The 19,665-nt window shown below is 36.6% G+C and carries 9 protein-coding genes; 7 read left to right on the plus strand and 2 right to left on the minus strand.

Annotation, left to right across the window (positions count from 1 at the left end; genetic code table 11):
- Positions 1-292: 292 nt before the first annotated feature.
- A complete protein-coding gene (locus VB264_RS21280; protein WP_323252779.1) occupies positions 293-1,840 on the minus strand; it encodes a sensor histidine kinase in 1,548 nt (515 codons plus the stop codon).
- Between the two features lie 1,170 nt (positions 1,841-3,010).
- Here VB264_RS21280 and VB264_RS21285 point away from each other — a divergent pair.
- The 7 genes from VB264_RS21285 to VB264_RS21315 all read left to right on the plus strand — a co-directional run bounded on the left by VB264_RS21285 (position 3,011) and on the right by VB264_RS21315 (position 18,555).
- Positions 3,011-5,275, plus strand: coding sequence for a fasciclin domain-containing protein (locus tag VB264_RS21285; protein ID WP_323252781.1), 2,265 nt, complete (start codon positions 3,011-3,013; stop codon positions 5,273-5,275).
- Positions 5,276-5,345: 70 nt separating this feature from the next.
- A complete protein-coding gene (locus VB264_RS21290; protein WP_323252783.1) occupies positions 5,346-8,612 on the plus strand; it encodes a SusC/RagA family TonB-linked outer membrane protein in 3,267 nt (1,088 codons plus the stop codon).
- 41 nt (positions 8,613-8,653) lie between these two features.
- Positions 8,654-10,156, plus strand: coding sequence for a RagB/SusD family nutrient uptake outer membrane protein (locus tag VB264_RS21295; protein ID WP_323252786.1), 1,503 nt, complete (start codon positions 8,654-8,656; stop codon positions 10,154-10,156).
- Between the two features lie 62 nt (positions 10,157-10,218).
- Positions 10,219-11,880, plus strand: a complete 1,662-nt coding sequence (locus VB264_RS21300; RefSeq protein ID WP_323252788.1) for a fasciclin domain-containing protein — start codon at positions 10,219-10,221, stop codon at positions 11,878-11,880.
- A 72-nt stretch (positions 11,881-11,952) separates the two neighbouring features.
- Positions 11,953-13,413 (plus strand): fasciclin domain-containing protein, encoded by a 1,461-nt coding sequence (locus VB264_RS21305; RefSeq protein WP_323252790.1) that lies wholly within the window; start codon positions 11,953-11,955, stop codon positions 13,411-13,413.
- Positions 13,414-13,455: 42 nt separating this feature from the next.
- On the plus strand, positions 13,456-16,671 hold the full coding sequence (locus tag VB264_RS21310; protein ID WP_323252792.1) for a SusC/RagA family TonB-linked outer membrane protein: 3,216 nt from the start codon (positions 13,456-13,458) through the stop codon (positions 16,669-16,671).
- Positions 16,672-16,734: 63 nt separating this feature from the next.
- Complete coding sequence (locus tag VB264_RS21315; protein ID WP_323252794.1) at positions 16,735-18,555, plus strand: RagB/SusD family nutrient uptake outer membrane protein; 1,821 nt, start codon at positions 16,735-16,737, stop codon at positions 18,553-18,555.
- Between the two features lie 372 nt (positions 18,556-18,927).
- Here VB264_RS21315 and VB264_RS21320 read toward each other — a convergent pair whose 3' ends face one another.
- Positions 18,928-19,578, minus strand: a complete 651-nt coding sequence (locus VB264_RS21320; protein ID WP_323252796.1) for a hypothetical protein — start codon at positions 19,576-19,578, stop codon at positions 18,928-18,930.
- Positions 19,579-19,665: the final 87 nt, after the last annotated feature.

Here is a 19,665-nt window from a genome sequence, read left to right on the forward strand (position 1 = left end):
AAATTAAACATTTGGACATCCGATGGAACAAAAAAAACAGACCCAAATCAAACTATATTACAATTTTAAGTAAATTAAACAGGATAATAAATCTGTCAACCTATTTTAGGCAAGCACAAGAAATTTGTTTATAATTGATTACGTTGTTCAAGTGTAATAAATTTAAAGTAAAACTAAGTTACAGGCTTTTGGATTAAAGTAGCCAATGAATATTACTAATCATGTCAACCTATTTTAGGCAAGCACAGCTAATCACCAATCACTATTTACTAATCACTCAAGAAAACAATCACTAAAAAATAACAAACGTTAATGCCACAAAATAATCCTGCTCTGATTGTTGAATATCTAAGCTATATCGTTGGGGGTAAATCAACTCTAGTCGTTTTTTTACATTTTCTAGCCCAATCCCAGACGAGTGTTTTTCTGTGTCATTTTCCTGTTTAGGATGTAAGGAATTATGTACTTTGAAATAAAGTTTATTGGCATCAAAAGTAAGCGTAATATATATCCAAGAGGGTTTTCTGAAACTAATACCGTGTTTAAACGCATTTTCTACAAATGGATTCAGTAACATGGGTGCTATGTAAATTTCATGATTGAGTGTCTGTATATTTACCCGAATTTCTATCTCATGAGATTCATCCAACCGCATTCGTTGAATATCGATAAAATTCTCTAAATACTCTATTTCTTTACTAAGTGGAATACGGTCTTGGTGATTTTCATGCAACATAAACCGCATCATATCGCCTAGTTTCTGAATGCCCGTAGATGTTTTCTCTGCATTTTCGTTCAACGCAACAGCATACAATGTATTTAATGCATTGAACAAAAAGTGCGGATTAATCTGCGAACGTAAAGTATTCAGTTCAGCAGATTTTTGAAATACCTGCGTTTGTAATTCCTTCTTTTCTTGAAAGAACATCCAACGAATGATAGCAGATATACCCCCAACTACATTGGGTAAAATAATAATTCCTCCAAAATAACCTCTATCTACAATTCTATCCCACAAAAAATACAGCACAATTACCGAAAGAAAATATACAAAAACCAACAAAGCTGGTACTAGCAAGTGTTCTTGCTTGCTGTAATTGATTTTAACAAAATAAGGAATTACCCTTTTATAAAAGAACTGATGGATACCAATTGTTAAGAGTATCTGCCCTGTGCCAACAATTAGCCCAGTACTTCCTACAATCAGCAGTTCAGGTTCATTTCCGAAAAGAGCAAAAAAGACAATGGCAAATACACTTATTCCTAAAATAACATTACTTAATACCCGATACTTAGACGCTTGTTTGATTTCATACAATTCGGCAAAATAATAATAAGCTTGAGCCACTACTTCGTAAAAAACGATGATAATCATTACTCCAACAGAGTCTGTTAGTACGTGTAACTTTCTGTAAATTGAATACACATTAAACCCAATAGGATTAGCGAAATCATCATAGCGAAATCGCCAGAAAAGCTTAAACTCCTTAAATACATAACAGCTAGCTAATACCAAACCCATTGATAAAAGCAATAACATAATTGTTGATGCGTCGAAATTCTTCTTTTTGATTTCAGGGGAAACAATAAAATGAAAAATACCCCATGCTGTAGTAAAAAGTATTGCAGCAACTACTGTTGGAAATATATTATTAACATATTGGTCATAGGATGAAAGGTCTGCCCAAATAACACTGTTATCTACAGGAATATTTTGGAGGTATTCTATATCAGAATCAAAATCAGAAGCGATACCAAAGAGCCTCCTGACGACGTAAAGGGTAATGGCTAAAAGAATAAAAAACAATTCGTAAGGTCTGAGTCTCTCGTGTGCATTCATGTCGTTTTTTTTCTTCAAAACTAGTTCGCTAGTCTTTTGCCAATTTTAAAATGTTTTAAACACATGGATATTTGGGGTGAAATGTAAGATGTTATCATTTTTGAAGGGTAAAGTGAGTATTATTTTATCAAAGTGTCCTGTTTTTTCCCAAAAGAATAATAGAAAAGGACAGAAAATAATAAAATTTTTATTTTTTATTAAATAATTTGGTATTAGAAAAATACAATGATTACCCACATCGTCATCCTGAGTTATATGCTTTAAAATAGCCATTTACTGCTTAGAATTGGCTATTTATAGGAGCTTTAAACCACTATTTTTAGTATATACATCCTTAGCATTTTTTTTATACCTCCGCATAGTGGATGTTGATTTACAGCATATTTACACTAATTAACTATTCAAATCTATATATTCGCTTGTCTGTTAAAAAGTATGGTATAACACTTTATTTCAGCTTTTTACGTAATCAGACCTGCTAGTCTATGGATTCAATCTCTTTCACTAATCTTTCATTTTTTTTTCACGATATACTAGCTAGGCTATACAACGTACACTTAATTGTTTTTTTATTTTTTTAAAATATGCTCCCTCCCTATTTACCTTCTCAAAAAAATAATTAAAAAAAAATTACAATTCAATGAGTATCAAAAATTGTACTATTTCTATATTTAACAGCACTTACAGGATGGTACATGATGGTCAGCGAAACCTTAATAGGTTATTTTACAATAAATAATTCATAAAATACAAAAATGCTTTTTACGAATTAGGTCAAATAAGCCTTTAATAGGCTAGCAAAAACAAACAATTTCAAGATTATTAAATCATAAATCAAACTTTTTATCCCTAAAAGCTAGTCTCAAAGGGTTTTCCAGAGTCCAAAGTATCATTAAATCACTATATAAAACAAACTATTTGCTATGAACAAAACTGTACTCCTTCATAAATTAGTTGAAATGTGTTAAGAAGACACATACTCAACCAAGCCACTTTTGATTACCACAATAATTGCTACGATTACATAAGATAACACTCTAAAAAGAGTTTCATCCAATTTCAATTTAAAATTAATGAAGGTCAAAAATCTTCATGTGAAACCTGTTTGTTTAAAATTAACAAAATCAAAAAATTAAATCACAATCCTAAAATATACATAAACCATAAAGAATGATGTATCAATACTCTTTTCGTTATTTTTTTGTCATGCTTGGCATCGTGTTCACTTTGCTTAGTAGTTGTACTAAAGAAGAGCTGGATATATACAAACGTCCAGAAACATTAGAGCCACCCATTTATCAAACACTCCAAAACAAAGGGAATTTCACCACATTGCTAGGAGTTATTGATAAAAGTGGCTATCAACGTACCCTTAGTAGTGCTGGCTATTGGACATTTTTTGCACCCAATGATGAAGCCTTCAAAGCTTATTTTACGACAACAGGTCTTACATTGGCTAGCTTAGATTCTATGAAAGCTCGCGAACTTATACAAAACGTTTTAGTTTTTAATGCTTTTGACAAATCTCGTCTAGCCGACTATCAGTCACCTCTTGGTTGGCAAGAATCAAGAGCTTTCAGAAGAAAAACTGCCTTTTATACAGGTTTTTATGACGAAACTACTTTTGACGGTACTAAATTAAAAGCTGTTTCATTGAATCGCCCTAATAACAACTATATCGTCGGTGATAACAACAACAAGCATATTTCATATTTCATTGATGAGTATTTCACTGCCGTAGGATTAAGCGCTGCCGACTACAATTACTTCTATCCAACTTCAACCTATGCTGGTTTTAATGTGATGGAAGCAAAAGTAGTGAATGCCGATATTTTTGCTGAAAACGGTATGATTCATGAAATTGATAAAGTATTGACTCCTCAACCTTCTATCGACGAGTTTTTACGTACTAAACCTCAATACAGTGTGTTTAAAAACCTGATTGAGAAATATGCTGCTACGTATGCCTTGAACGATGCCATGACGACTAAGTATAGCAACCTGACTGGCAAAGGTGACAAGATATATGTAAAGACATTCAATAAACAAGCTAGTAGCGGTAAGTTTTTAACCTTTGCGACTAACTGCGAAAACTTTTTGAAGAATGCTGATAATGATTCACAATTAGATATGTGGACGGCCTTTATTCCTACTAATGATGTGCTGACACAATATATCAATTCTGTATTATTAGAAAACTATACTTCATTGGATGCAATGCCTCCCGGAATTGTTATCGACCTTATCAACGCACATTTATTTCCAACTACAGTTTGGCCGACTAAATTCAGAAACAGCTTTAACGCATTGGGTGAGGAAGCTCGCTTTGATGCCGCTAGCAACGTTATTGAGAAAAAAGTATTGAGTAATGCCATGCTTTATGGTACCAACAAAGTACAAGAATCTAACCTTTTCTCTTCGGTTTATTCAAAGGCATATCTAGACCCTAAGTATAGCATCATGACGAGAGTATTGGATATGGACTGGAAAAACACCATTCTTAACCCAAGAGTAAACTATACTTTGTTCATGATTAGTGATGAGGCTTTCAAAGCGGCTGGTTATGACTATGACCCTTCTAAATTTGTATCAAACGTGGCTAACAGTGAATGGGGTTATACAGCACCGGGAACTACTACACGTACATCAGGGACTTCTATCTTAGCCAACCTTCAAAGAATTGTAGCTACTAGTGTTGTTTATACACCACAAAATCAATTGAATGATTTATCTGGAAAAGGTGTAATTGATGCTATTAATGGTGAATACATCAAATACGAAAACAACAAAGTAACATCAACGGGTATTAAAACAGCTCCGTTAAGTATTGTAAAATCTAAAACGGCTTCAAACGGAAAAGTATATTATACTTCTGGCTTATTGAATTTTGCACCAGCCAATACGATCATTGCTGACCCTATCGGTAAAGACCTTTCTGTGTTGGGTGCTACTTCAGATTTACCTTACTATAATTTCTATCAATACCTTAAAAACTCAACCATTTTCACGGCTACAACATTTGCAATAAGCAACGTAAACGAGGGTAGTTTTTATACATTCTTTGTGCCAGACAATGCGGCGATTCAGGCGGCAGTAAATGATGGCGTTTTACCAGGAACAGGTACTGGGGCAGTGAAAACACCAAATTTCAACCCTACAAGCTTATTTGATAAAAAGAAGGTAGAAGACTTTATCAGCTATCATATCTTAAACAAAAAATCAATTGCACCAGATGGTAAAGAATCAGGAGCAATGGAAACTTTGCTTAAAGATGCTGTAGGCGACCCTGTAAAAGTTACCGTACTCAATAGTGTAGGTTCGATGCAATTGGCAGATGCTACTTCAAAGAAATCTAATGTTAGAGTTGACAAAAGTAACAACCTTTCTAACAGAGCGATGATTCATTTGATTGATGGTTATTTAAAGGCCAACTAAACCCCAACGGTACACGACTAGTGGATTTATAGGTCATACAACTCGTTTAAAAAAACTTGCAAATAAGCCAATGAAAATTTTTACCAAATTACTAATCATAACAGGTGTATTGCTATTATGCCAACATTTGTCAATAGCACAAACACCTAATTTACATACTGTTAGAGGTAAGATTATTGACCTCAAAGATAGCTCTGCTGTGATCGGTGCTACAGTAGCCGAACTTGACCGCGACAACCGTATCATTAAAGGGGTAAGCTCGGATGTGGAAGGTAACTTCGTTATCAGGGTTTCTAATGCCAATAACAGACTCTCGATTTCGAGTATCGGTTACAAAACTCAAAAGATTGATATCAAAGGACGTACTTCGATAAAAATCTGGTTTGAGGCTACTACTTCAGACCTTGACGAGGTAGTCGTTTCGGCTCGTCCGACTGATAACGGGTTGATGTCTGTTTCTGAAAGAAATACGACCATTGCCGTTGCGAAAATTGATGCAAAGGCCGTGGAAGATATGCAGGGAACATCTATCGACCAAATGTTGCAAGGTCGTTTATCAGGGGTAGATATTACGGCTGCTTCGGGTGACCCAGGGACAGGGATGCAAATCAGAATCAGGGGTACATCATCAATCAACTCATCAGTTGACCCTATGATTGTGGTAGATGGTATGCCTTATGAAACATCTATTCCGTCTGACTTTAACTTTGGTAGTGCCGACGAAATGGGTTATGCTTCTTTATTAAACTTAGCACCCTCGGACATTAAAAATATTGCTGTATTAAAAGATGCTGCTGCTACAGCGATGTGGGGTTCAAGAGCAGCCAATGGGGTAGTCGTAATTAATACGAAAAGAGGTACTGTTGGTACGCCTAAGGTTACTTATACTTTCAAAGGTTCTGTTTCTAAACAGCCAAATGCTATTCCAATGCTTTCGGGTGACCAATACTCAATGTTGATTCCTGAAGCTGTCATGAATAGAAACGGTGTGCCATTGAATACGCAAACAGTAAAAGAATTTCAGTATGACCCAAATGACCCTTATTGGTTTAACAACTACGGACAAAACGTAAACTGGGTAGATGCTATTACTCAAATTGGTTACTCACAAGATCATAGTGTTTCTATCACAGGTGGTGGTGAAAAAGCTAAATATTATGCTTCTACTGGATACTTTACTCAAAAAGGAACAACGATTGGTACTGGCTTAGACCGTTTGAATACGCGTATCAACCTCGACTATAACGTATCAAACAATATTCGTTTCAAAACCGACTTATCGTTTACACACTCGTCAAATGCAAGAAACTATGTTTCAGCGTTAACAAGTAATAAAGATTTGATTCGTTCGGTAGCGTATAGCAAAATGCCTAACATGAGTATTTTTGAATACAATGATTTAGGAACATTGACAGGTAATTACTTTTCGCCATTAACCAATATTCAGGGTGCTTTTCCAGGGACTTATAACCCTGTTGCGATGGTTGAATCTGCGAAAAACAATATTATTTCAGAAAGAATTATTCCTCACTTTCAAGTACAGTACGATTTAGTACCTGAAAGATGGATAGCTACTTTTGATATTCAGTTTGATATTAACAATAACAAAACAAACTCTTTCTTACCACAAGTTGCTACTGGACAAACATTTACTAGCCCTGCGGTAAACGTTGCGACAGATGGCGATGCTGACGGTTTTGCGGTAACAACTAAAACAAGTTTGATTTATACGCCAAAATGGAAAAACACGAAACATGACTTTACAAGTTTATGGGCGTTGAATACTTCAGATGTTAAATCTGTTTGGCAAGAAGCTTATGTTACCAATACGGCATCATCTGATTTGACAGATGTTACCAACCCTGCTCGTTTAACTACTTCAAAATTATCATCAGGTGTTTCGCAGACGCGTAACATTGGTTTGTTATGGAACATTCACTATGGCTTTTTAGACCGCTATATCTTTGATATTGGTATTCGTGGTGATGGTAATTCTCGTTTTGGTCCAGATTATCGTTATGGTTTATTCCCTTCTATTTCAACAAAATGGATTATTTCGGATGAACCTTTCATGAAAAGATTCGATAACATAATTGAGCACTTAGGCTTGAGAATGAGTTATGGACAAAGTGGTAATGCTCCACGCAAAGACTATCTGTTCTATGGTAAATACAATACTTTGGGTTGGTCTTACCTTGGTTCTGCTGGTGTTGTTCCACAAACGATAGAATTGAACAACCTCCGCTGGGAGCGTATCATTGGTAGAAACATTGGTATCAACTTAATTACTCGTAACAGAAAATTAACGATTGATGCTGAATTCTATAAAAACAGTACTAAAGATTTATTCTTTGAAGACCTACAGATTCCTGCCTTTACTGGTTTCAACACGGTACAAATGAACGTGGGTACGATGGAAAACTCTGGTTGGGAATTCAGCTTAAACTTGAATGCCTACAAGACCAAATCATGGCTGGTAGATTTCAACATGAACATTGCTCATAACGTCAACGTAATCCGCGAAATCTCTGATTTATATCCTCGCCAAGGTGGTATTTCAACGTTGAATGGTGCTTACATGACTTATATGCAAGTAAACAATCCGTTTGGTTCATTCTATGGCTACCGCTATTTAGGGGTTTATAAAGACAAAGCTGCTACCGTAGCGAGAGGTAAAAGCGGTGAACCAATCATTACGCCAGATGCTCAGTCGGTTTATATGCGTTTCAATTACCCACAAACTGACTATGTATTCCAACCTGGAGATGCGATGTACGAAGATGTTAACAAAGATGGTAATATCAACTACATGGACTTAGTGTATTTAGGAAACAGTAACCCAGCTTTCACAGGTGGATTTGGAGCAAGTGTTACTTATAAATCTTTCAAATTGACAACCTTCTTCAACTTCCGTAACGATTACGACGTAGTAAATGCTACCCGTATGAATACTACTAACATGTATGGTTTCGGAAATCAGAGTACTGAAGTATTGGCTCGTTGGAGAAAAGAAGGTGATGAAACTATGGTACCACGTGCTTTATACAATACTGGTTATAACTGGTTGGGGTCTAGCAGATACGTTGAAGATGCTTCATTCGTACGTTTCAGAACAGCTACTATAAGCTATACATTCAAGAAAGAGCTTTTGAAAACCTTGAATATTACAGCATTGAGAGCATACGCAACCGTAGAAAACTTAATGACTTGGACAAACTATAGCGGGCAAGACCCAGAAGTGCAGATGCGTGGTAGTGACCCATTCAGAGTAGCGACGGATAACTCGATGACGCCAGCACCTAAAACGGTGACCTTTGGTATAGCGGCTACTTTCTAAGTATAATCAATACAGATACAACAATTATAGATAAAAATACAATGTTGAAAAAGATATTTTATAACCTGATTTGTGTAAGCTCATTACTGATTGCTAGTTCTTGCGACAGTTGGTTAGCACTGAGCCCACAAGACGGAATCGTGCAGAGCCGATTCTGGCAAAATAAAGAACAAGTAGAGTCTGCGGTAAGTGGTATCTATGCTTCTTTGATAGATGGTTTGCCTGAAAAAATGTTTATTCTGGGTGAAATCAGAGCAGATATGGTTACTAGTTCATTCAGAATTACCAATGCTGAACTAGACATCATGAGTAGTAATATTCTCCCAACGAATGCCTTGACAGACTGGAGAGATTTCTACCGTATTATCAATTACAGCAATACTGTAGTAGCATTTGCTCCAAGTGTATTAGACAAAGATAAGACTTATACAGAAGCTGCTTTAAAAGGACACGTTGCTGAAGCAAAAGCAATGAGAGCGTGGATGTATTTTTATCTGGTAAGATTATTCGGAGAGGTGCCATTGAAATTGTCGGCAACTAGTAGTGATGATGAGATTGTTGCGTTAGCAAAATCGGGTAAGGATGTTATTCTTGCACAGATTGTAAAGGATTTAGAAGAAGCTGAGAAGGATATTCCAAGTACTTATGGCAACAAAGAAAAAGACCATAGTAGAATAACGAAACACATGGTAAATACCCTACAAGCTGATGTGTATTTGTGGATGGAAAAACCAACTGAAGCGTTGGCTGCTGCCAATAAAGTAATTGCAAGTGCTAAATTCGGTTTAGTGTCAAGCCCAGAAAGAAGTATATCGTGGTTCAATACCATCAAAGCAGGAAATTCAAACGAAGGTATCTTCGAGTTGGCTCATGGTAGTGATTATGTCATCAGATTTGTAGCTACTACTTATCCTTTCTATGCCATTTTTGGTTCGGGTGCTTCTAGTACTTATAGAAGATACCAATCTACCACTTATGTAACTGAAACACTTTTCACAGAAGACGTCATAGACCCTACTAATTATGATACACGTGCTGATGATGCTTCTTTAAGCACAGCTACGGGGGTAATTAGAAAATACGACCGTCTGTCGGGTGATACTCCTTTCAACTTTATCGTGTATCGTTATGCAGATGTCCTTCTGATGAAAGCCGAAGCGTTGGCGTTGTTGAATAGAGGAACAGAAGCTTTAGCGATTGTAAAGCAAATTCGTCAGAGAGCTTGGGCAATTCCACAAACTGAGAAGTCGCCAGAGCCTACCAATATTGATGGTGTAGGCGGTGTGTTGGAATATATCTTAGAAGAACGTGCCAGAGAATTTGCCTTTGAAGGAAAACGTTGGTTTGATGTCCTTAGAAATGCCAAAAGAAGTAATTATAAGCGTCTTGACTTATTGATTGATTTAACGGCCAGAAGTGTTCCTAGCGAAAGGCAACAGTCTGCTATTGCTAAAATCAAAGACCCGAACAGTCACTATTTGCCGATTTATCTATACGAACTTCAAACAAATACACTTTTGGTTCAGAATCCATTCTATAAGTAACCATCAGAGGTTAAAACAACATTTTTTCAAGATGATTTTGAAGACATTAAAAAAATAAGAAAATGAAAAAGTTAATACAATCGCTCACATTACCATTGCTTAGCCTATTGATAGGGCTAGGTATTATGAGCTGTACGGACGTAAAAATTGTTGAAACCACTACGGGTGATGCCAACCTATATAGTTACCTCCTGAAATACCCTGAAAAGTATTCAGATTTTGCCAAAGTTATTGACAAATCTGGCTATAATGGGTTCTTGGATGCTTATGGAGCTTATACAATGTTTGCTCCTACTAACACTGCGGTAAAAACCTATTTAACACAAATTGGCAAAACTACCGACCAGCTTACTAAAGAGGAGGCTCAGGCTATCGTGAAAATCCACGTTATCAGAGATACCCTTACTACCAATTCTTTTAAAGATGGTAAATTACCACTAGTAACGATGTATGGACAATACTTGCTATCGGGCGTAACGAATGGTACTGAAGGTTCAAGCTATACATTAAATCGCCAAGCGAATATCACAGAGTCGAACATCAAAACTGGTAACGGAATGTTGCATATTTTGGATGCAGTATTGAAACCTGCTACTAAAACAATTGCACAATTTGTGGGTGACAATCCAGACTATTCAATTTTTACACAGGCATTGAAAGAAACTGGATATTATGATTCGCTAAATGTGATTAACGAGAATATCGATAAACGCTTTATGACTTTGGTAGCGGAGTCGAACACGGTATTGGCAAAAGCTGGTTTTACCGATTATACGAAGTTGAAAGCGAGATATTCGAAGACGGGTAATCCAAAACTTAAAACAGACAGCCTTAATATTTATGTGGCATACCATATCCTAGATGGTGCTAAATACTTGGGCGATATTATTACGGCTACTTCACACCTTACAAAGGTATCAACTGAACCTACGGTAGTTAGTTCTAAATTAGAGGGACAAACTGTGCTATTGAACGATGATATTTTTAATGGAATCAGAGAAGTAGGGGTTGAATTGTCACGTACACTAAGCGATAACACTGCCACTAATGGTGTAGTTCACAGCAGTTTGAGCGACTACAATGTAAAATTACGGTTACCTATCAGAATTGACTGGGACGTTTGCGATTTCCCTGAAATCAAAAAACTTTCTGCTTTTTATGGTAAAAAGACTTATGCTTTCCCTGTGGGTACGGTATTGAAAGACATCACTTGGGCAAATGCCAGCTTCCCTCCTACTTATGTATATGCTGGTTCTGAAAACGCAGCCAAAAGAGATTATTTACAAGTACCGATGGGTGTACCTAGTAGAAACTTGTGGCTTGAAATGAAAACGCCAATTATTCCAAAAGGTAAGTACAAAGTATGGATGTGTTACAGACGTCAACGTACATCAAACAGCTTTACGATTACTTGTACAGGAGCAATTGATGGTGAAACGCTTACGCGTCCTTTCTTATTTATCGACCAAGTTCCTTCACTATCTGCGGGAGAATTAGAATCATTAGGTTGGAAAATTTTTATGTCACCAGGAACAGACATCAATGCTGCAGCACGTTTGCTTGGAACAATTGATATTAAAACGACTGACAGACATACTTTCCGTTTGCAGGCTATCAATGGTACGCACTCGCCAAACAACATCGATATGATTCAGTTCATTCCAATCAACCAGAATCAAATTAGTCCTCGCCATTTACCTGACGGTACGCTGATTAATGAGTAGTAACAGCTCGTATTTTGATGATAGAAACTGGTCAATAAAGAGACTTATATTATAAATATTAAAAGCATTCAAATGAAAATAAGATACTTATACTTTTTACTAATTGCCTTTTGGGGAACAATCCTACTATCGTGTAAGACATGGGATGACCGTTTAGTATCTGCAAATGATGATTTAGGAAAAACCTTATTTGCTGAAATTAGTGCACAAACTAACTTAAGTAAGTTCAAAGAGCTTTTAGAGAAATCGGGGTACAGCAAAGTGCTTTCTTCTTCTAAAAACTATACTGTGTGGGCTCCTACCAATGATGCCTTAGCTAGCTTGAGTACTACCATTATCAATGACTCAGTAGCATTAAAAGCCTTTGTAGGCAACCATATTGCTTTGCAAAGTCATGTTATGCCTACAACTACCACTACTGAATCAGTTGGTTTGGTAAATGGTAAATATGTTACTTTCGGAAAGGATATTTTTGGTACAGCAGCCATTACATCGTCTAATAAATATGTAGGCAATGGTGTCTTACATATTATTGGTTCGGCAGTTCAGGTATTGCCTTCGTTATGGGAATATGTTAATACGACCAAAGGCACTTACGCTCAGAATACCGCTATTATCAACCTTACTTCGCAAGTATTTAATGCTAGTAAGGCTACGATAGATAGTATTAGCGCAACTACTGGTTTGCCAGTATATCGCCCAGGAACAGGTTTTGAAACAGTAAACGCTTTCACTCAGAAAGTATATGATTTGAATGATGAGTCGAAAAAATATACTTACTTCCTTTTGGCTAATGATGTGTTTAATCAAGAAGTAACGAAGATTTCTCCATATTTCAAAACAAGTACCACTGATAGTACCTACAGAAAAGCCGCTTATGAAACCATCAAAGATTTAGCCATTGAAGGGGAATATTCAATCAACCAACTACCTGCTACTTTAAAATCAAAGTTTGATGTAACTCTTACGATTGATAAGTCAGCCATCGTGCAAACGATAAAAGTAAGTAACGGAACAGTGTATGTATTGAATAAAATTGGCGTAACTATCAACGATAAGTTTAAGCCCATCATTGTTGAAGGTGAAAATTATGCTAGCAGAATGACGACAGCATCAAGCCTTGCCTCTACTGTAATTGCGGTACGTACGCTATTAAACCCATTGACTAATACAAATTTCAAATCGGTTTTTGTGGTTGGACATGGAAACAGCGGTTTTTGGCTTCGTTACAACTTGCCAGAAACACCATCTATCAAATACAAAGTGTATTGGGTAGCCGTAAACGATTTGTATGGTTCAAACACAGCAACGGGTGAAACAGCCACTTTTGCCATTAACCAAAAGTTATCGATGGGCTCGTTGAGTTCAGCAACCTTTGCTTATCCAGCAGCAGCACTGCCAGTGAAGAATTATACAGAACAATTACTCGGTGAGTACACAGTAAGTTCTTATGGTACACTAAGCCTATATTTAGTAGCCAACGGAACCAATGCCATGGCCTTGGACTACATTAAGCTTGTACCAGTTCTTTAGTTTGCTACATAATATTTTGCCAAAAAACGAACGATGATTCTAATGAAGTATTTCATAAAAAACATACAAACATTCCCCAAAACGACTGTCGCTTTAGCATCTTTTTGTGGATTAGTGCTGTGCGGCTCGGCTGTACAGGCTCAGGATACCCCAATTCAGGAAGTAGTTAAAATTCATCCAAAATATAATACCGAAATTTCGGGGGTTATTATCAGTGCTTCAACAGGTAAACCTGTGACGGGTGCAAGGGTGTATTACAAAAGCATGACTTCGTCTATTACTGCTGAAGATGGTACATTTAAACTAAGTATTCCTAGTCCAATGGTCTCAATTTCGGTTGAATGTCCGGGGTATGAAAGTACTGAAATTGCTGTAGCTAAACGCAGTAAAATCAACATTGTTATTCAAGACCAAACTGGCCTTGAAAAATCATATGTTTTGCCTACAGGAATTTCAATAGGAAAGCGTGTAATAGGTGCTGCAAGTTCATTGCCTGTACCTGATGCTTGGTCAAAAATCACAGATTCTCCAGATAGCTATTTACAAGGCAGAGTAGCGGGTTTAAACAATACTCGCTATTCAGGTACTGCAAACAGCGGGACATTTACTACTTTGCGTGGGTTAAATTCATTGCAAGGTACCAACCGCCCGCTTTATGTAGTTGATAATATCATTTATGATGCTGGCGTATATGGAAACTCACTGAATAGTAATTATTTCGATAATCCATTAGGATACATTGATGTAAGAGATATTACGAACATTACTGTATTAAAAGATGCTTCAGCGGCAGCTTTGTATGGAACGAAGGCAGCGAATGGCGTGATTTTAATTACGACGTCAAGAGCGAAAGAACTAGGAACAAAAATTGACTTTGCGATGTATGGCGGAGTAAATATGGCTCCTAAAGACTTGCCTGTAATGAATACAAATAGTTATAGAAGTTATTTATCAGATATTTTATCTTCATCAGGCTATTCAAATTCACAGATTGAAAGTTTGCCTTATATGAATGATAATAAGGCAAACAATCCTGACTATTATACATATCATAACGAAACAGATTGGCAAAAGAAAGTATATGCTAGCAAGCCATTAACCAACATGTATTTACGTGTAACAGGTGGTGACAACATTGCAAAATATGCCCTTTCAATCAATTATCTGAGCAATAAAAATGGTGTGGCTGGTTCTACTTTGGAAAAATACAGTACTCGTTTTAATGCTGATATGAACCTTAGCCGTAAGCTTACTGCTGCTGCCAATTTGAGTTTCTCTTATAACGAGGCTGAAACAAAAGATTTTGGTTTTGCTTCTAAGACCAACCCCATTTATTTATCATTGGTAAAAGCACCTTTCTTGACAGATTATAGTGTTTCAAATACTGGGATATTCTCGCCATTTTATGCAGACGAAGATATTTTTTCAGTTGGTAACCCTGCGGTGGCTGCTACAAGTACTATTGGGGGTAACAAGGCGTATCGTTTCTTTGGTGTACTTGATTTCCAATATGCTTTTTCGAGTGCGTTAAAAATCGGGACTAATATTGCTGTTACGTTTGATAAAATCAAAGAAAACCGCTTTATACCAAACTATGGTTTAGTGAGCGATACCCTTAAAAATGTACTGGCTCTTAATCAGTTAAGTTCACAAACGAAGCGTTTGTTCAATGTTTCAAACGAAACGTATTTAGCGTTTAATAAGACTTTTAAAAACGTTCATGATTTATCAGGACGCTTAGGAGTACGTTTTATTAATTCAAGAGTAGAACAAGACAAAATCTTTGGGTATAACTCAGCTACTGACCAATTAATCAGTGTGGGTAATGGTTCTGTTATTTACAATGATATTAAAGGGGGTATTGGTACATACAACTGGATGAATACTTATTTGAACTTAAATTATGTTTATTCAGACAAATATTTCTTATCATTCAACGTAGCCATGGATGCGTCGTCTCGCTTTGGTAAAAGTGTATCAACGAGCGATGCTATCAGCATAGGCAACACGCCATTTGCATTGATGCCTTCGGTTTCTGCTGCTTGGTTACTTTCGTCTGAACAATTTTTAGCAGATGGACCTTTCGATTTATTAAAACTTCGTGTATCTACTGGTCGTGTTGGTAATGATGATATTGGCAACTATGCTTCTAAGCAATATTATGTCGGACAAAACTTATTGGGTCTTCAAGGTATCGTACGTGGAAACATTGCTAATCCGAACTTGAAATGGGAAAGCGTATCCAAATTCAATGCAGGTTTAGACATGAATATTCTTCATGAGCGTATAAGCTTAAGTGTTGATGTATTTAGCAATAAAACAACCGATATGATTGTGGCTGAAAAATTGCCAACAGTAACGGGATTAAGTTATGTAATGACAAACAGCGGAGCCATGAGTACTACAGGGGCTGAAGCTAGTTTGAACATTAAATTATTGAACAAATCAGACTTGAAGTGGGATTTTGGTGTTACTATCGCTCAATCAAAAACAAAGTTGGATAAGCTACCGAACGGTAATGCAGACATCGTTTCTAACTACGGACAGGCTTCGTTCTTGAGCAGAGTAGGTGAAAGTCCAAATGCATTCTATGGTAATGTTTCAAAAGGTGTATATGCTACAGATGCAGCGGCTGCGGCGGATGGTTATATGTCAAGACTGGCTGATGGTTCTTTAAGAGCATTCAAAGGTGGTGATATAAGATTTGAAGATGTAAACGGGGATAAAATAATCGATGACCAAGACAAAAAGATTATCGGTGACCCAAATCCTGATTTTTATGGCGGTATCAACAACCGTATAATCTATAAAAACTGGACGTTAGATGCCCTTTGTAGTTTTGTATCTGGTAATGAAGTATATAATTATACACGCAGAGTGTTAGAGTCGGGTAATGGTTATTTAAACCAATCGCAAGCAATGGTAACGCGTTGGAGAGGAGAAGGACAAATAACAGATGTTCCAAGAGCTACGTATGGTGACCCTGTTCAAAATTCACGTTTCTCGAACAGATGGATTGAAGATGGTTCATATTTTAGATTAAAATCAATTTCAGTTTCTTATAATTTCTCAGTCAACAAAAGTCTTTTGAAGTATTTAACGGTGTATGCTTCGGCAAACAATGTGTTAACACTGACAAAATACCTTGGGTATGATCCAGAATTTAGTTCAACAAATGCAGTAGTAGGACAAGGCGTTGATAATACTTTAGAGCCTATCCAAAAATCATTTCACTTAGGCGTTAAAATAGGTTTATAAGATTAAGCCTAACAGAATCCTCAGTAAACTGAAATTATTAATCGTTAAAATTATCGAAATAAGATGAAATCAATTTTTAGAAAAATAATCATCAATCTAGGTGTACTTTCTTGTGTGTGGATTGGTACTTCTTCATGTTCAAAGGTATTTGACCTTGACCCTGAAGAAGCCCTGACCAGCCAACAAATGTACCGTGACATCTATGATGCCGATGCTGCCATTATTGGCTTATATGGTAAGTTTTCAACGCTTGCTAAACAATATGTAGTATTGAACGAACTTCGTGCTGATTTGCTCGATGTTACTGAAAACGCTGATTTATCACTCCGTGAAATCAACAATCACAGCGTTTCAGCCAATAATGCTTATGCTGACCCTCGTCCCTACTACGAGGTGATTCTTAACTGTAACGACATCTTGAAGAATTTCAAGATGATGGTGGAGTCTAACAAAATAAAAAGAACTGAATACAACCAACGTTATGCCGACGTAATAGCCCTAAGAAGCTGGCTTTATTTACAATTGGCTATTCATTTCAATAATGTACCCTACATTACTGAAACAATAGAACAAGTTTCAGACGTTTCGGCAATTGCTAGTAAGCCTTCTATTCCATTAAAGGAAATGGTAAAACAGCTTATTACGGCAATGGAAACGATTCCAAGTGTGTATCTTGACCCTTATTCGTTAGATAATACTTTTGTTTCAAACAACGTAGATGGCTACTCTCCTACTACTTTCTTTATTGAAAAACACGTTTTGTTAGGCGATTTGTACTTATGGGACAACCAATATAATAAGGCAGCTACAATGTATAAATATATCATGACTACATCTGACCGCCTTGGTTTTGAAGCAACAGATATTAACGTTTGGTATCATTTATACAAAATTACCCGTGGACAAATATCAAGTGGTATGGGACCAGTAGCGGTAAGTTATGATAGCAATATCAACGACGAAAGTAGATTACTTGATAACAACAATACTGGATGGCGTTCACTTTTTGCACGTGACCGTTCGAACACTAACTACAATGGTACTTCTAATACATCATCTATCTTGCGTGACCCTGAGTGGCTTTGGTTGCTACCATTTGATAATAAGTTTTTACCTCAAAACCCATTCATTGACCTTTTCTCGAATGTAGGTGGTAGCTATTTATTACAGCCTTCGCAACAAGCGCAGGATATGTGGAATACGCAAACACAAACTAATAATTTCTCGTTTGATGCTCGCGGAAGAATGTCGTACAAAATGGTTAATGGTAGACCAGTTGTGTATAAGTACTTGTACAACTATCTTAATCCAAACTTAACGGGTTCGGTACTTAGTTTAGTGGGTAAAAGTCTGCAAGAAAAGAATGGTCGTTGGTTCTTGAATAGAGCAGCTAACGTACATTTAAAATTTGCAGAAGCAGCCAACCGTGAAGGTCGTAGAAAATTAGCCTTTGCTTTAATGAATAGTGGTGTTGCTAATATTTACAATGGTACATCTACGAATAAAACCAACTTGATGAATACATTTGATGTTCCTCCTTATGACTTTGACGCAAGAAACGGTGATGCCCCAGTTCGTTATCGTTCATCATGGCACTTGGCTACGGGAATCAGAGGTAGAGCGATGTTGAAGGACGTAGCAGTAGTTGGTGACAGCACGTTATCTATTGAAAATTCTATCATTAATGAAGGCGCTTTGGAGTTAGCATTTGAAGGACACCGTTGGAGCGATTTGTTAAGGGTAGCCCTTCGTAGAGAAGACCCAACTTTCTTGGCTGATAAAATCTATGATAAATTAAGAAAAGCTAATAACCCTAACGCAGCAGCAATAAGAAGTAAATTGATGAATAAAGACAATTGGTTTTTGCCTTTTAAGATTCAATAGATATATCAGCTTCGTTAAGATTCGTCAAATATCAGAGATTGGTCAACTTTTAAAAAGTTGACCAATCTAAAAGAGCCTAATAACATGAGTCATCCCGAATTTTAAAATCATAAAAAAGCGGTCGAAAAACTAATTTCGACCGCTTTTTTATGATTGATGGGCAACGAATTCCTACTGTTTGAGCGGAGCGAGTCGGTTCGCCGATGCGAGTTTAGGAATTCTTGATTTTCTTTTGCGGTCCGCCGCGCGGTTACTTTTCTTTCATCAAGGAAAGAAAAGTAAGGACTAGACGATAATCAAGTAGAAAACCTTACAAATTGTCTCCAAAACGCACAATTTTAGGAAAAATTCGGGATGACTTATGTTTGTTTATTAATCTCTCCTAACCGCACTTCCATATTTTTTATACAAAACCAGCGATACGATAGCGGTAACAACAATCAATACCAACAAAGCCATTACTGTTTTAACATCCTCGAATACCGAGCTGAGAATGCTGAACAATAATGATTCAATAAAGAAAATAAGTCCTGTATAAATCCACCATGTATTATAAGTAGGTAGATTTTCGAGTTCAATATTTACGGTAAAGTTATCTGAGAAGAAAAGCGTTTTCCATTTAGGGAAATCCCAAAGTAATAATCCAATTGAAGCAACCAACAATAGGAATGTGATGTAAACTGTTCCTGCAAAATCCATTGAAAAGGTTATCAAAAAGATGTTTGTAATGATACCCAAAAAAATAAGGTTTCCGAGGGTAGCAAACCGTTGGGTCATCAATAATAAGGCAGCAATTATTTGGGTAAAACCTAAGAATTGCCAGTAGATACCTGTTTGAAACATGGCTTCAAAGAAGAATCCGATTGGGTTAGAAATTGGGATAGTTGTAAAACGATTTCCCATTAATTTGGTAAGCCCAGATGGTACAAAGGCAAAACCAATGAGGTACCTCATCCAAATCACAAAAAATGAGAGGTACTCGTTACGGCGTACACTAAGGTAAAGGTTGAATAGTATATTCACAAAGCTGTGGGAATGGTTTAGTTGAAGATAACCAAATATAGTGAATTAAAAGATTGAAATAGGGCTGTCTAAAAAGTTTTTTACGAC

Origin of the sequence: Arcicella aquatica (genome assembly GCF_034928825.1) — a bacterium.
GTDB lineage: Bacteria > Bacteroidota > Bacteroidia > Cytophagales > Spirosomataceae > Arcicella > Arcicella aquatica.